Origin of the sequence: Corynebacterium sp. HMSC062A03 (assembly GCF_001811145.1) — a bacterium.
Lineage (GTDB): Bacteria > Actinomycetota > Actinomycetes > Mycobacteriales > Mycobacteriaceae > Corynebacterium > Corynebacterium aurimucosum.
In genome coordinates this window covers 17019-31424 of sequence record NZ_KV803648.1, presented here as the reverse complement: position 1 = coordinate 31424, position 14406 = coordinate 17019, and the positions used below count along the sequence as shown (strand labels likewise).

General features: G+C 59.8%; 12 protein-coding genes. 10 read left to right on the top strand and 2 right to left on the bottom strand.

Features of this window, described 5'->3' with window-relative positions:
- Nucleotides 1-127 precede the first annotated feature (127 nt).
- The 4 genes from HMPREF2781_RS02055 to HMPREF2781_RS02040 all read left to right on the top strand — a co-directional run bounded on the left by HMPREF2781_RS02055 (nucleotide 128) and on the right by HMPREF2781_RS02040 (nucleotide 5470).
- Nucleotides 128-1465: a glutamine synthetase family protein gene (locus HMPREF2781_RS02055; RefSeq protein WP_070643947.1), complete on the top strand. Its 1338-nt coding sequence runs from the start codon at nucleotides 128-130 to the stop codon at nucleotides 1463-1465.
- Between the two features lie 7 nt (nucleotides 1466-1472).
- Entirely contained in the window at nucleotides 1473-4532 is a 3060-nt protein-coding gene (locus tag HMPREF2781_RS02050) for a bifunctional [glutamine synthetase] adenylyltransferase/[glutamine synthetase]-adenylyl-L-tyrosine phosphorylase (RefSeq protein WP_070643944.1), read from the top strand.
- Nucleotides 4533-4686: 154 nt separating this feature from the next.
- Nucleotides 4687-5004: a hypothetical protein gene (locus tag HMPREF2781_RS02045; RefSeq protein ID WP_070643941.1), complete on the top strand. Its 318-nt coding sequence runs from the start codon at nucleotides 4687-4689 to the stop codon at nucleotides 5002-5004.
- A gap of 34 nt (nucleotides 5005-5038) precedes the next feature.
- On the top strand, nucleotides 5039-5470 hold the full coding sequence (locus HMPREF2781_RS02040) for a hypothetical protein (RefSeq protein WP_246821749.1): 432 nt from the start codon (nucleotides 5039-5041) through the stop codon (nucleotides 5468-5470).
- Between the two features lie 311 nt (nucleotides 5471-5781).
- Here the strand turns inward: HMPREF2781_RS02040 and HMPREF2781_RS02035 are convergent, their stop codons facing one another.
- Entirely contained in the window at nucleotides 5782-7083 is a 1302-nt protein-coding gene (locus tag HMPREF2781_RS02035; RefSeq protein WP_070643936.1) for an MFS transporter, read from the bottom strand.
- A 38-nt stretch (nucleotides 7084-7121) separates the two neighbouring features.
- On the opposite strand from HMPREF2781_RS02035, the gene thrC reads away from it, so the two are divergent.
- The 5 genes from thrC (at nucleotide 7122) to HMPREF2781_RS02015 (ending at nucleotide 10824) form a co-directional block, all read left to right on the top strand.
- Nucleotides 7122-8567 (top strand): threonine synthase, encoded by a 1446-nt coding sequence (thrC, locus tag HMPREF2781_RS02030; RefSeq protein WP_070643933.1) that lies wholly within the window; start codon nucleotides 7122-7124, stop codon nucleotides 8565-8567.
- A gap of 4 nt (nucleotides 8568-8571) precedes the next feature.
- On the top strand, nucleotides 8572-8724 hold the full coding sequence (locus tag HMPREF2781_RS12485; RefSeq protein ID WP_010190622.1) for a hypothetical protein: 153 nt from the start codon (nucleotides 8572-8574) through the stop codon (nucleotides 8722-8724).
- A complete protein-coding gene (locus tag HMPREF2781_RS02025) occupies nucleotides 8717-9565 on the top strand; it encodes a trypsin-like serine protease (RefSeq protein ID WP_246821748.1) in 849 nt (282 codons plus the stop codon). Before HMPREF2781_RS12485 ends, HMPREF2781_RS02025 begins: the two co-directional genes overlap by 8 nt.
- A gap of 18 nt (nucleotides 9566-9583) precedes the next feature.
- Nucleotides 9584-10114 carry an NUDIX hydrolase gene (locus HMPREF2781_RS02020; RefSeq protein ID WP_070643931.1) on the top strand — a complete coding sequence of 177 codons (531 nt, stop codon included), beginning with the start codon at nucleotides 9584-9586 and terminating at the stop codon, nucleotides 10112-10114.
- A gap of 128 nt (nucleotides 10115-10242) precedes the next feature.
- The gene (locus HMPREF2781_RS02015) at nucleotides 10243-10824 is read left to right on the top strand and encodes an META domain-containing protein (protein WP_246815776.1); all 582 of its coding nucleotides are present in this window, start codon (nucleotides 10243-10245) and stop codon (nucleotides 10822-10824) included.
- A gap of 35 nt (nucleotides 10825-10859) precedes the next feature.
- On the opposite strand, the gene HMPREF2781_RS02010 is transcribed toward HMPREF2781_RS02015, so the two are convergent.
- On the bottom strand, nucleotides 10860-11828 hold the full coding sequence (locus HMPREF2781_RS02010; RefSeq protein ID WP_083308505.1) for a TDT family transporter: 969 nt from the start codon (nucleotides 11826-11828) through the stop codon (nucleotides 10860-10862).
- 718 nt (nucleotides 11829-12546) lie between these two features.
- Here HMPREF2781_RS02010 and HMPREF2781_RS02000 point away from each other — a divergent pair.
- The gene (locus HMPREF2781_RS02000) at nucleotides 12547-14397 is read left to right on the top strand and encodes an HtaA domain-containing protein (protein ID WP_070643924.1); all 1851 of its coding nucleotides are present in this window, start codon (nucleotides 12547-12549) and stop codon (nucleotides 14395-14397) included.
- The last annotated feature ends 9 nt before the right edge of the window (nucleotides 14398-14406 follow it).

Sequence of the window (14406 nt, the reverse complement as noted above, 5' to 3'; positions counted from 1 at the left end):
GGGGACAGAGGAGTCGAAAAAATTTGCCCCCGAGATACTCTTGCCAACTGGGTTAATACATGTCGGTGCGGGGGCAAAAGAAGAAACTCTCTCCGTGGCTTCGGCGCGCGGCGGTAGGGTTTAAAGCATGAACAGCCAACACGAATTCGTCCTTCGTACAGTTGAAGAACGCGATATCCGCTTCATTCGCCTCTGGTTCACTGACATCTTGGGGGCGCTGAAATCGGTGGTAATGAGCCCCTCAGAGTTGGAATCCGCCTTCGAGGAAGGTGTTGGCTTCGACGGCTCTTCAGTGGAAGGGTTCTCCCGCATTTCGGAGGCCGACACCATCGCGATGCCGGACCCTTCAACCTTTCAGATCATGCCCTTTGACAAGGAAGAGCCCGAGCTTCTCTCGGCGCGCATGTTCTGTGACATTACTCAGCCCGATGGGCAACCTTCGTTGGTGGACCCGCGCCACATCCTGCGCCGTCAGGTAACCGAGGCGGCCAATGAGGGATTCACGTGCAAGGCGTCTCCTGAGATTGAGTTTTATCTCCTTGAGGACGCGCACGATATCAACAGGCTTGTTGCCACCGATAACGGCGGCTATTTCGACCAAGCCACGCATGATAACGCCCCGAGCTTCCGGCGCCGGTCAATGTACGCGTTGGAATCAATGGGCATCGCCACGGAGTTCAGCCACCATGAGACCTCACCTGGCCAGCAGGAGATCGACCTCCGCCATGCTGACGTATTGTCGATGGCGGACCACATCATGACCTTCCGCTACCTCATCAAAGAGGTTGCCTCCCAGCAAGGAGTGCACGCGACGTTCATGCCCAAGCCTTTCGAGGACCGCTCAGGCTCGGGCATGCATACTCACTTGAGCCTTTTCGAGGGAGATTCCAACGCCTTCCACGACCCCGATGATGAGATTTCGCTGTCCAGCACAGGACGGCAGTTCATCGCCGGCATTCTTGAACACGCAGTGGAGATGACAGCGATCACCAACCAGTGGACCAACTCCTATAAGCGCCTGATGTTTGGCAGCGAGGCTCCAGGGTCAGTGACATGGGGAATCTCTAATCGTTCTGCGCTGGTGCGAGTTCCCACCTACCGCCTTTCCAAGGAAATGTCGCGCCGAGTTGAAATCCGCTCGCTGGATTCAGCGATGAACCCTTACCTGGGTTACGCGGTGCTCCTTGCTGCTGGTTTGCGCGGAATCAGAGAAGGCTATGAGCTAGGGGATCCGGCCGAGGATGACGTCCACCAGCTGACCCGCCGCGAGCGCCGTGCGATGGGGTACAAGGATCTGCCGAGCAGCCTGGACCAAGCCCTCCGAGAATTTGAGCGCTCCGAGTTTATGGCGGAGGTCCTCGGTGAACACGTCTTTGAGTACTTCCTGCGCTCAAAGTGGGATGAGTGGCACGAATACCAGCAGCAGATCACCGCATTCGAATTGCGCAACAACCTGAATTTCTAGGAGAAGTATGCGTCCAGCATCAGTACCGTCCCCAGCTACTCTTGGTCTGACCCGGCCAACTGCTGCGGAGGATCTATCCCGCCTCGGGTGGGATAATCCGGAGTCCCTAGAACTGTTGTGGACACTGGCCGGAGCAGGCGATCCCGATATGGCCCTCAACACGTTGATGAGGATCGTCGAGGGGGCGCCTGAGATTGGCCCGGCGATGCGCGAGGACGAAACATTCCGGGTGCGACTCATCGCCCTGCTGGGCGGCTCTTCGGCATTCGGTGATCATCTCGCTGCACACCCAGAAACCTGGCACGAGCTGCAGCGGGCGCTGCCGACTCCTACCGAAATGCTGCACACGCTGCTCACAGAGGTCGGGGCGGAACCTGCGACATACGTTGAGCAACCAGACCGGCCTGACACCGCGAGCCCCGACCTGACGTCTCCCGGCACCTACCGGGCAGCACCGGGGGACCACAAAGCATCACTCAAAGTGGCCTACCGAACGCTGATGATGCGCATTGCCGCCCATGACCTCGCAGGTACATTTCACTCGCGCAAGGGCCAGTCACGCCCCCAGCCGCGAGTTGGTTTCCGGGAGGTCACTAGGCTGACCACAGCCCTCGCAGATGCCGCCTTGACGGCAGCACTCGCCGGTGCGGTCCGGGTGGTCTATGGGGATGAAGCACTCGATGCGCAGCTGGCCGTCATCGCGATGGGCAAGTGCGGCGCGGGCGAATTGAACTACATCTCCGACGTGGACGTGGTCTTCGTAGGCTCCGAGGCGACACCACGGATCACCCGCCTAGCGTCGGAGTTCAACCGGATTGGCTCGGCCTGCTTCTTCGAGGTTGACGCCAACCTGCGTCCGGAAGGCAAATCCGGTGCCTTGGTTCGAACGCTGGATTCGCACGTGGCCTACTACAAGCGGTGGGCAGAAACCTGGGAGTTCCAAGCGCTGCTGAAGGCACGGCCGCAAACCGGCTATCTGCCCTTAGGCACGGACTACCTGGAACAGATCGGGCCGATGGTGTGGACGGCCTCGCAGCGGGAGTCCTTCGTGGAAGACGTTCAAGCTATGCGCCGCCGCGTGCTGGATAATGTCCCCGAGGAGATGCGTCTTCGAGAGCTCAAGCTGGGGGAGGGCGGCCTGCGTGACGTGGAGTTCGCCGTCCAGTTGCTGCAGTTGGTGCATGGGCGCTCGGATGAATCGCTGCGCACACTCGCCACGGTTGATGCACTGGCAGCGCTCGTGCGCGCCGGGTACGTCGGGCGTGAAGACGGCACCCAGCTCATCGAGGCCTACGAGTTTCTGCGTTTGCTTGAGCACCGCCTTCAGCTGGAGCGTTTCCGCCGTACTCACACCTTGCCGGAGAAGGACGACAACAAGGCGCTCACGTGGCTGGCCATCAATTCAGGCTTTCACCCACAGGGGCATCAGTCGGCAGCGGACCAGATGAATACCCAGCTGCGGAAGGTTCGTCTGCTTATCTCTGAGCTCCACTCGCGCTTGTTCTACCGCCCGCTGCTCAATTCCGTGGCCTCGATGTCGGCGGATGAACTCAAGCTCTCCCGCGAAGCCGCACTCTTGCAGCTGGCGGCACTGGGCTATCGCCATCCGGACCGAGCTTTTGAGCACCTCACCTCCCTCGCCGCGGGGCAATCGCGCAAGGCGCGCATCCAGGCCATTCTGCTGCCGACGTTGATGGAGTGGCTCTCCAATACCGCTGACCCGGATATGGGCCTGCTGAATTACCGCAAGCTTTCTGAGGCAGCTTATGACCGGACGTGGTTCTTGCGCATGCTTCGTGACGAAGGCGTTGTCGGCCAACGCCTCATGAAGATTCTGGGCACCTCGCCCTTTACGGCGGAGCTCATTATTCGCGCCCCGGACGTCGTCAAGCAGCTCTCCGATGGCGCGGCAGGGCCCAAGCTGTTGGAAACCAAGCCCGAGCAAGTGTCTTCCGCATTAATCAATTCCACCAAGCGCCACGCGGACCCAGACAAGGCAGTATCGGTTGCCAGATCCCTCCGCCGCGCAGAGCTAGCGCGGATTGCCGCTGCTGATTTATTGGGCTTCTTGCCGGTTCAACAAGTGTGTTTTGAACTGTCCACCATCTGGAATGCTGTGCTGGAAGCCGCGCTGCGCGCCGAGGTCAGGGCGTGGAGGCTGAGCCACGAGGATGCCGAACCACCCGCCCGCATCGCCGTGATTGGCATGGGGCGGCTCGGTGGTATGGAGCTGGGCTTTGGTTCAGATGCCGATGTCATCGTGGTGGCGGAGCCAACAGGAGATAATGCCGAAGAAGAAGCTCTGCCATGGGCCATCGGCATCATTGAGAAACTGCGCCGCCGTCTGGCAAAGCCTTCCGGGGATCCGCCCTTGGACGTGGACTTGGGCCTGCGGCCAGAGGGGCGCTCGGGAGCGGTCGTGCGCTCGATCGAATCCTATGAGCGCTATTACTCGCAGTGGGGCGAGCCTTGGGAGATGCAGGCTTTGCTCCGCGCGGCCTTCGTGGCAGGAGATGAGGAGGTCGGTACACGTTTCCTCACCATGGTGGATGCCTTCCGCTATCCGCCGAAGGGTGTGAGTGAGAAGACGATTCGTGATATCCGCCGAATGAAGGCGCGCGTTGATAACGAACGCCTCCCGCGCGGTGCTGACCGCAATACCCACACCAAGCTGGGGCGCGGTGGGCTAACGGATATCGAATGGACCGTTCAGCTGCTCCAGATGATGCACGCCCACGAGGTTCCGGCGCTGCATGATCCGTCCACCCTGCGGGTGCTCGATGCCCTCGAGGACGATGAGGTTATCCCTGTCGAGCAAGTGCAGGAGTTGCGGGAGGCTTGGCTCTTGGCCACCGATGCCCGCAATGCGCTCGTGCTGGTGCGCGGCAAGCGCGTGGACCAGCTTCCGGCACCGGGCCCGCAGCTGGCGCAGGTGGCCGGCGCGGCCGGGTGGGAGCCCGAGCGTAATCAGCAATTCCTGGAGCATTACCTCAAAGTGACCAGGCACGCGCGGAAGATAGTGGATGAGGTGTTCTGGGGTGAAGCAGAATCCTTCGAGCATGACTAGCAGAAGGCAGTTGCTCCGCCCCTGACCCGAACCCTGAGCTCACCCGGATCTTTCCCTGACTTTGGAGCAAGCCCCTGTTCTATCAGGTGATCAGCCGATAGCCTTAGGTGGCAGTGAACAGTCATTATCCCCGCGCCGCACAAAGGAGCACACCATGAGCCTGAACCTGTCCCTCGACCTCAACGATGCCACTCTTGCTGATCTCGACGCCTTCCTCTCCGCTGCCCGCGCGGCTGGGTGCGACCCCGCCGCTGCGCTGAGCGTGGAGGGGACGGTGATGAGGTTGGACGTCGACAAGCCGCGCGTGGTCCCGACTGAGCCGAAGCCTGAGGGCCCGCGCCGCAACAGCCTGGATCGCTCCGTGGCGGAGTCCACCATCCGCTCCATCATCGATGCGCTGTCCGAGCGCCTCGATTCGCCACACCCGCCGCATGGAAATTCTTTTGGCACCTTTGGCCCCCGCGCGGATTAAGCCGCAAATGTGAGAGAAGTCTAAAATTGTGGCCGTGAAGTCCAAGCAGATTATCGCCGTATGGGTCCTCGTGGTGGTGGCAGTCATCACCGCCGTCGGCGCGGGCTGGTGGGCTACGGAGCGGTACCAAGTGCCGGAGGGGGCATTGACGGTGGAGCAGGTGGTCGACGGCGGCGTCCCACAAGATCCGTCGGTAGGCGCCGAGCTTGACCCGGCTGAAAAGGATCGCATTGTCTCGCTGGCGGAAGCACTGGGGATTCCATCGGAGTCAGTGCCACGCGGACTTCTGTCGGTGGCGTCGGATAGGTACCGCTCCCGTCAGATGCTTGAGGCTGATTTGGAGAAGGCCGTCGAGGCAGGCGCCATCACGAAAGATGATGCGAAAGGTGTCCTCGCCGCCTTCGATGCCGGTGTTGTCGCCCCGGTGGAAAGTCCGATCTACGTAGAGTCGACCCCCGCAGAATAAGTCTGCCCGCCACTCTCGTTGAGTGCGCTGCCATGGAGACCACAGGGACTGGCAGGTGATGCGCAGTCAATGAGGATTTGCCTTGCAGCCGTAGCTCTTAAGCTCACACGCACAGATAACGAAACGATAAAGGTTGGTGCGTTGAGGTGGAGAAACGACGAAAATTACGCGAGCTGCTCAGGACCGCAGTGGGGGTGAGCATCGCCGTTCTCGTCCCCATCGGCGGCGGGATCGGGGTCTTTGAAGTGGCCAATGGGCTGCCCCTTGAGGCGCCGTTGAGCGCCTTGGCCTTTCAGTAATTCAGCCCTTTACTAACCCACTTGCACGATTCTGGCGTGCGGCCCTTCCTCCTCGCCCCGGCTGCGCAGGATGTGGGTGATGAGAACACCCACGATGCCAATGCACCACACGCCAAAGACAGCCCAGGCGGCAAGCCGGAAATCATGGAAGGGATAGTCCGGCCCATTGCCCAAGTGATCGAGAACCATGCCGACGAGCTGGGCACCAAAGACGGTAGCGGTGAATGCTCCCATGTTGCCCAGGCCAGTCGCCGTCGCGACGACGCGGCGATCCAGGTTTTCACGGACAATGTCGAATCCATAATTTGCCACCGGTGTGCACAGGGACACCACGCTGATGAGGATGAACAGTGAGAGGTAGCTGCCGCCAAAGAGGAAGAACAGGACCCACATCGCGCAGTGGATAGCCACAAACCCCAAGGCCAGCCAGGGACGGAAACCCCTAGCCCGGGAGGATAACCGGCCGTGCAAGGGACCAACCAGCACCATGCACACGCTAAACCACGTCAGGACCCAGCCGGCGCTAGTCTTAGAAAAATCCATGCCCGCGGTCATCAGGGGCACTCCCCACAGCATGACAAACACGTTGGTGGCCCCCAGACCAATCCAGTGAATGAAGAATGCCTGCCAGGCTACGGGGGAGAGGAAAACGGTAGATAACAGTGCGGCAGTGCTCTCCGGCTTCGCGTTCGGTTTTTCCTTTGGCTTGGGCACGATGCCGAGTGATTCTGGGGAATCCGCAACCGCCACCGCGGCCGCAACGGCGATGAGAATGCCCACCGCACCCAAGGTAACGAAGGCCATGGTCCACCCGCCCCAGCCCAGCAGAATGGCAAAAGGCAAGGCAGACATGAACTGACCCAGCTGCCCCAGCGACGAGGTGACCTGGGTGAACATGGGGGTCCGGTGCAGCGGGAACCAATAGGGCAGGATGCGCATCACGGAGAGGAAGGCGGTGGCATCGCCCGCGCCAATGAGCAGCCGGGCGGCGATGGCTACCCAATAATTACTGGTGAAACCGAGGACCACCTGGCCTATGCCCATGATGACGGAGCCAATGACCAGCAAGCGGCGGGGTCCGAACCTATCAATGAGCATGCCCGTAGGGATCTGCGCCAGTGAATAAATACCCAGCTGCACAGAGGTGAAAACAGCAATGCGGGAGGCATCGACGTCGAAGCGATCGATGGCTTCAAGCCCCGCTACGCCAAAAGATGTGCGGCCGGTAATTGCCACGATGTAGACCAACACCGCAGCTACCCACACGGAGAGAGCCTTAGTGGTAATTACATTGCGAGGATGAGGGACCGACATGGCTGATACTTTACGCGGCACCAACTAAGATGCAGGGGGTGAAGTACATTTCGACCCGCGATACCGACCGCCAGCCCGCCTCCTTTACGGATATCCTCCTCGGAGGTCTGGCCCCCGATGGCGGCCTCTACCTGCCGGACACCTACCCCCACATCGATGACGCCACTCTGACTAACTGGCGCCAGACCTTGGCGGAGGGTGGCTACGCGGCCTTGGCCGCCGAAGTGCTCAAGCTTTTTGTGGATGATATTCCCGCCGAAGACCTCGAAGGAATTGCCCAGCGCGCCTACACTTACCCCAAGTTTGACCACGAGGAGATCGTCCCCGTCAGCGAACTGGGGGAGGGCCTTTACATTGGCCACCTCTCTGAGGGGCCGACGGCCGCCTTCAAGGACATGGCCATGCAGATGTTGGGCGAGCTCTTCGAATACGAGCTGGCCCGTCGCGGCGAAACCCTCAATATTCTGGGCGCTACCTCTGGCGATACCGGTTCCTCGGCGGAGTACGCCATGCGCGGGCGCAAGGGCATCCGTGTCTTCATGCTGACCCCGGCTGGGCGCATGACTCCCTTCCAGCAGGCCCAGATGTTCGGGCTGGATGACCCGAATATCTGCAATATCGCCCTCGATGGCGTCTTTGATGATTGCCAGGACGTGGTCAAGGCTGTTTCGGCCGACGCTAATTTCAAGGCAGAGAACCGCATCGGCGCGGTCAACTCCATTAACTGGGCTCGCCTCATGGCGCAGGTGGTCTACTACATCAATTGCTACCTCAAGATCACCACAGAAAACACCGAGAAGGTCTCCTTCAGCGTCCCGACTGGCAACTTTGGGGATATCTGCGCCGGCCACATCGCCCGCCAGATGGGCCTGCCCATCGACAAACTCATCGTCGCGACCAATGAAAACGACGTGCTCGATGAGTTCTTCCGCACCGGCAGCTACCGCCCGCGTTCCTCGGAGCAGACGTACAAAACCTCCTCGCCGTCGATGGATATTTCCCGCGCCTCCAACTTTGAGCGCTTCGCTTTTGATCTGCTGGGCCGCGATGCCGCACAGACTAAGGAGCTTTTCGGGACAAAGGTGAAGGAAGGCGGGTTTAACGTCGACAAGCAGGCACTTGACGCCGCCCACGCGGAGTACGGTTTCTTGTCCGGTTCCTCCACCCACGCGGACCGCCTCGCCACCATTAAGGATGTCCACGAGCGCTACGACGTGCTGGTGGATCCGCACACGGCCGACGGCATCAAGGTCGCCCGCGCGGTACAGGAAGAGTATGGGGTCGATACCCCAATCATCTGTCTGGAGACCGCCCTGCCGGTGAAGTTTGCGGAGACCATCAAGGAAGCCATTGGCAGCGAGCCGGAGGTGCCGGAGCGTTTCGCCGGTATCTTGGACGCCGAGCGCCACGTCACCGACCTGCCAAACGATGCCGCGGCGGTGAAGGATTACATCACGCAGTACATCAAGAGCACGGAGGTTTAAGCCAATGGCACAGGAACAGTTCTCGGGCCCGGAGTATTTCACCGAATTTGACCCAGAAAAGTTCATCCGTGACATGAAGCAGGTCGCGGAGATGGAGAAGGAAAATAAGGAGAATAAGGCGGACTCGGGTGAGGCTGCACCAGAAGAGGATGCCTAGGTTTCTCCTGCTTGGGGTACTCAACACAGCAGCTCTGGCGGCGGCTGGGTGCACGGTGCACACGGGCGTTGAACCCGTTCCCGAGGCCGCCTCACATCCGTTCGAGAACACCACGATTGAGCCGCCCCCGCCGCAAACACACACTCCGGGTGCGTCTCCGGTGCCGCCGGGGGCAGCATTGGATATCTCTAGCATGCAGCCCGTTCCCGGCGAAGCCTTCGACTTCAACCTCTGCACAGTGGCGTGGAGCTTTGTGCTTGACGACGGCCGCACCATCGCCGTTACCGCCTCCCACTGCGGTGAGCCCGGGGATACGGTGTGGGCGGGTGCCGCGGACGGGGAATTTATATACCCGGCCGAGCCCGTTGGCAGCATCATCTACTCCGACCTCAGCGCACCGGACACGCACCAGCTTGATTTCGCCTTGGTGGAGATAACGCGGCAGGCTGAGTTCTATGTTCCCCAGGACATGCCCACCAGCGTGGTCGCGGCCGAGCAGGAGGAACTTCCCGATGAGGTGTGCAAGCTGGGGCGCATCACTGGTGAGACCTGCGGCCCGCTCACACACGGAGAGGGGAACGGGAAACTCCAGTTTGGTGAGCGCACTGTGGATACTATCTCTGCGCGCGCCCACGTCTGCTCCACACACGGTGATTCCGGCGCACCGGTCTTTGGCGCGCCGGGCAGCCCCTATGAAGGCGTGATTGTGGGAGTTCTGTCCGGTACGACGGAAGCGGCCGCGGGTAGCGAGGGGTGCGTGCACGGCTCGGAGGCAGAGATGTCTTTTACTCCCGCCTCTGACATTGAGGCGCTCCTGCCGGAGATTCTGGCGCAGCTCTAAGACGCTAAGATAAAGCCCATGCCCACTCCTGATTATATTGTGTCCCTGCGTGAGAAAATCGGCCACGAGCAGCTCTTTTTACCCGGCGTGACCGCGGTTATTGTGCGGGCCGTGCCTACCGGCTCCGCGATCTGGGAGCTGCCATCGGTCCTGCTTGCTCAGCGTGCCGATACTGGTGCGTGGGGTCCTATCTCCGGTATCTGTGAGCCGGGTGAGGAGATTACGGCGACCGCACTGCGTGAAGTTAAAGAAGAGATTGGTCTTGACGGGCGCATCGAAGCGCTTCTTGGGGTGGGGCAGGTGGGCCCAGTGACTTACCCCAATGGGGACAATTGCATGTTCATGGATACCGCCATTCGCGTTTCCGTGCCGGATGATGCAGAGCCGGTCATCTCCGACGAAGAAAACCTTGCCGCGCAGTGGTTCTCCGTGGCGCAGATGCCGACGTCCGTCAGCGCCCGCCACCGCATGATCATCGGGGATGCAGTGGCGCAGATGAAGCACCCGCAGGGCTTCCGCCCGCGGATGGGCTACGTTAAGCGCACTTAAACTCCAGCGCAGTGCCGTTTTCTGAGGAGCTTGCCTGTGGGTTTAGAGTGTTGGAGTTGCCGTAAAATATCATCAGAAACGCATGATATGGGTTGATGCTGCCGGTGATGCTCGATAGCTTCGGAGCCATGATTTCACGCACACTGAAGAAAGTAACCACTGCAACCGCGTTCGTCGCTCTCGCCGGCGGCGTCCTGGGTGCCGGTACCGCCGGTGCGCAAGAGATGTCCTCCGTCGACTCCGTGAAGAACAGTCAGATTCAGGAGCTGAGCTCGCGTCTGTTCGGTGACTCCTTCTCCTCCTCCAAGGATTCGGAAGCACCGGAAGGCTCTGGCTTGATTGAGAAGTACGAAGACGTTGACGGCCTGCAGGAGAAGCTGCCGGCTGACGAGGCCCAGAAGGTTCTCAACGGTACTTTCACCGCAAAGAAGAACCCGGATATCTCCGTGACCTTCAATGAGGATGGCACGCTGAACTTCAACGATGGCTGCAATTCCGGTGGTGGTAGCTACACGCTGGATCAGACCGATGCCATCGTGGTGGAGAACCTGAATTCTACGATGCGTGCCTGCGGCCCGGATGAGATGGCTGATGCCGATGCGCTCAACGCCATCCTCTCCGCCAAGCCAGTGGTCATCCCCGTAGAGGGCAATACCTTTGCGCTGGGCAGCCAGGGCCAGGTCATTCAGTTTGAGAAGACCGAGAACTAAGGCTTCCTAAGCATCCAGATTTTCGCGTGGCGGGGCTAGTCCGAGACTGGGCTGGCCCCGCTTCGCTGTGCGCGCCGGCCTTCGATGAGCCAGCTAATGAAGCGGCAGGAGCAGGCAGACCAGTGCGTGATGAGGAGTACCGGGATGCTGAGCGCGATGAGGTCTAGGAGCTCAGAGCCATTCACCAGCGCTACCTGGTGCCCGCCCATGCTGATTGTTCCCGGTGGGAAGGTGCACGCCCACCACGCGGGCGAGTAGTCCACCCAGCGAGCAACATTGGGATAGAAGGTGACCATGGCATAGAACGCGAGGGGAATGGCGATCACCATGGCGGTCAGCCCGTAATAGACAGAGAAGCTACCGGGATAGAGGATCTGCATCGCGGTAGTGGATTGGCCCACCACGCCCAGCGGAACCCAGGCCGTCGCGGAGTTGGCGCCGGTGAGATTGACCTTGCCCTGCCAGGCGGCCCAGTACACGCGGATGAAGATGGGGACCGCCGTAGAAAGCGACATGACAAAAAGAACCGTGCCCATGACGTGGTATGCATGGCCATAGTCCAAGGCGAGGAAGCCGGCTACGGAGGAGGAAATCATGGGGCCAACCAGCGGCAGGCCCCAGGTAAACCGCGGCTGGCCGTCGAAGCGGGTGAGCTGAATAGCCCAGGTGATGGCGGTGACGGGGCCGCCTATCCAAAAGCCGACTAGGCGGAAGGTTCCGATATCCGTCAAACCCGACAGTGCTGCGCCGAGCGCCAGGATGCCGATGAAGTACATGGACCATTCCGCCATGGAGGTCCGGGCAAAGCTGGGCTGGCGGTAGACCGCGAAACCTACTGTCAGCATGAGGAGGATGACGCAGGACAGTGCTGCGAAGATAGCAGAACCTGTCAGCATGCCTTCCTCAACGAGCAGCCGGGAGACGATGGAGGTGCCCATGAGGCTGCCGCCCCACGCGGGGCCGGGCGGTGGCAGTTGGCGGAATTTCTCAGTCACAGCTGGCATGGTAGCTGCATCCACCAACTACTGTCCTTTTGCTGTGCTGAACTTTGCGGAATCGGTCTCTTGTGGGGTGGGCAACCTGCCCGTATATGCCTGCTAGCTTTGAGGATCGGGCTCGCGGGGTTACGGAAGCTTGGGTTTGTTATAGGTTTGAGTCAGGTCCTTCAGGCACATCCGCGCGTCGGGCCTGTATAGCCGGCATGTACCACGTTACAGCGGCTGCCAGGATAGCCACTGTGGAAGCGCTCCATGTGAGAAACTCATCTGGGGTAAACCACCATGCGGTTACAGCGAGTACACCGAGCACGAGCCATAAAGCGGGGATAAGGGGGCTAGGGTTTTCCGCCCATGGTTCTTGGGGGAACCGGCTACGCGCTTCGGTACGGATGCGCCGGGGAGTTTTTCGGGAAAGCGCCCAAACGCAGCCGACAACAAACACCAGCCCTGCGCCAGCGATGAGTAGGTCTCCCTTCACTCCGCCGAACATGAAAACGCCGACCGCGAATGCTAAAGCCACGCGTTCCGACAAGGTAGGGGGGAACTTTTGGGTCGGATCTACGTCTGGGTAGATGCTCCTGAAGATAGCTGTGTGGGGGTGGCTGTGCATGCTGTTTTCTCCCGTTTGGTTGATTTGTTGACAAACCTGTTACTTTAGGCCAGGATTACCTAACCAAGGTAAGCCTAGCCTATAGCTTTATCTGGATGAAACAAGGTTCTCAACATGATTCGCAATCTCTGGCGCTCAGCATGCGGTGTGATAATCGCAGCTCCCCTCGCTCTCGGTGCCGTTCCATTTTTTAACACTGTCCCAGTAGCCCACGCAGAGACTTCCTGCACGTGGAACTGGGGGATCAAGCAATCCTTCCGAAGCTACATCAAGGGCAATATCGCCCGCGGCGGCTGGGGAGCCAGCGGTATCGGCTTTAGCGGTGATGAAAAAGGCAACGGTGCTTTTGTGTTCCAAGCAAGCGCGCCCACGTCCTCTGGCGGTACAGTCACCATCCCGTTCCAAGGCACGCTGAACTTCACAGGACATGACGGGGTTCTCGACATGACAATGTCGGACTTCAAGGTCATTGCTTCCGGTGACCAAGCAAAAGTGACGGTTGATTACGTTTCTTATGAACTGAACCGAAGCAACTACACCCGCGGGGCCCAGATTCAAGGCGACGATGAGGTCATCGCCACCATTAATCTGCAGGAGCCTGTCAAAGACAACGGCTCGGCAGTGAACCTGGCAGGAACCACGTCCCTTAGTGCCGGGGGAGTCAAGCTTTTCACGGGCTTCTATGAGCAGGGTGAAAAACTCGATCCTTCCTCAGGCACCATTGCGTTGGATGGATCCTGCTCTGGTTCTGGCGGCTCAGGCGGCAATGGATCTGGCTCGAAACGGAAGCTGAACTCTATTACCGGCACCTTTACGGGCTTCAACAAGGAAGCCATGGCTATTTTGTCCGAAACCAATGACACCATGAACGGTATCACCACGTTTATGGGCAATACTCAGGCTTTCTTGGATGAGTTGGACTCATTCAAGAAGCGGGGCGACACCAACTCGGCGGCTTCCGGAGCGTCGGCTAGCGCATCATCTGGAACCTCCACCACTGGTAGCACCACTACTTCGGGCCTCAGCGGCAACGACCTTCCAGAAACAGTGGCAGCTGGCAGCGGAAACAGTAGTGGAGCATCAACAGCTGGCGCGTCGAACTCCGGCGCTACGGGTGCGACGGGCTCGGCGGACTCTTCGTCTGGAGCATCCGGTGCAGCCAACGAAACCTGCCAAGCCACCGGTGTGACCCAAGCTACGGCGCAGTGGGGAGTGAAGAAGTCATTCCAGTCCTATATCACCGGCTCCATTGCGCAAGGAAAATGGGAACTCTCGGGAGTCGGATACAGCAATAGTAGATTCCAGTTTTCCGGCAACTCAGGCGCAGTTAAGGACGGCGCGGGTTCCGTGCGCTACGGCGGAAGCATCCAGTTCACCGGCCACCACGGCAAGCTCGACCTCAATATTGCGAACCTAGAAATCTCCTTCAACGGTAAAACCGGAAAACTAATCGGCGACGTGCGCTCCTCCAACATGGAAGGCGAGAAGAAGGACTTCGGACGCACCGCCATCGCCGACTTGAATTTCACGTCTCTGGATGTGGGAACAGATGCCGTATCGGGTGAAGCAACAGTATCCCTGACTGACGTTGGCTCCAAGGCATTCGCCGAATTCTATGAGCCTGGAACCCAGCTCGATCCGCTAAGTTTCAACGCCAGCCTGGGCGGAAACGCTGATTGCAACGACGCTAACGGCAGCACTAGCAGCGGAGGCTCGTCCAGCGCGGGAGATAGTGCCGGCTCTGGGGCGAAGAGCAACGGTGGCGTCAACTCCGACGCTGTGGAAAACGCACTAGCCAGTGACTCCTCGCAGGGCTATGAAGATGGCTCAAAGAAATTCCAGATCAAGTCCGCGAGCTCCGCGAACGGCACCACAGATGACCCAGTTACCTACCTCCTCCTGTTCATCGCCGGGCTCATTATCGCCGGAGGCTCCACCAGCCGCCTCATTATGAACAACTCCTAGAAAGATGGC

What these genes read in the sequence shown, in the direction of transcription:
- HMPREF2781_RS02050 (WP_070643944.1), top strand. Translation starts at nt 1,473, where the DNA reads ATGCGTCCAGCATCAGTACCGTCCCCAGCTACTCTTGGTCTGACCCGG.
- HMPREF2781_RS02025 (WP_246821748.1), top strand. Translation starts at nt 8,717, where the DNA reads ATGCCTAGGTTTCTCCTGCTTGGGGTACTCAACACAGCAGCTCTGGCG.
- HMPREF2781_RS02035 (WP_070643936.1), bottom strand. Translation starts at nt 7,083, where the DNA reads ATGTCGGTCCCTCATCCTCGCAATGTAATTACCACTAAGGCTCTCTCC.
- HMPREF2781_RS02055 (WP_070643947.1), top strand. Translation starts at nt 128, where the DNA reads ATGAACAGCCAACACGAATTCGTCCTTCGTACAGTTGAAGAACGCGAT.
- HMPREF2781_RS12485 (WP_010190622.1), top strand. Translation starts at nt 8,572, where the DNA reads ATGGCACAGGAACAGTTCTCGGGCCCGGAGTATTTCACCGAATTTGAC.
- HMPREF2781_RS02045 (WP_070643941.1), top strand. Translation starts at nt 4,687, where the DNA reads ATGAGCCTGAACCTGTCCCTCGACCTCAACGATGCCACTCTTGCTGAT.
- HMPREF2781_RS02000 (WP_070643924.1), top strand. Translation starts at nt 12,547, where the DNA reads ATGATTCGCAATCTCTGGCGCTCAGCATGCGGTGTGATAATCGCAGCT.
- HMPREF2781_RS02015 (WP_246815776.1), top strand. Translation starts at nt 10,243, where the DNA reads ATGATTTCACGCACACTGAAGAAAGTAACCACTGCAACCGCGTTCGTC.
- HMPREF2781_RS02010 (WP_083308505.1), bottom strand. Translation starts at nt 11,828, where the DNA reads ATGCCAGCTGTGACTGAGAAATTCCGCCAACTGCCACCGCCCGGCCCC.
- HMPREF2781_RS02020 (WP_070643931.1), top strand. Translation starts at nt 9,584, where the DNA reads ATGCCCACTCCTGATTATATTGTGTCCCTGCGTGAGAAAATCGGCCAC.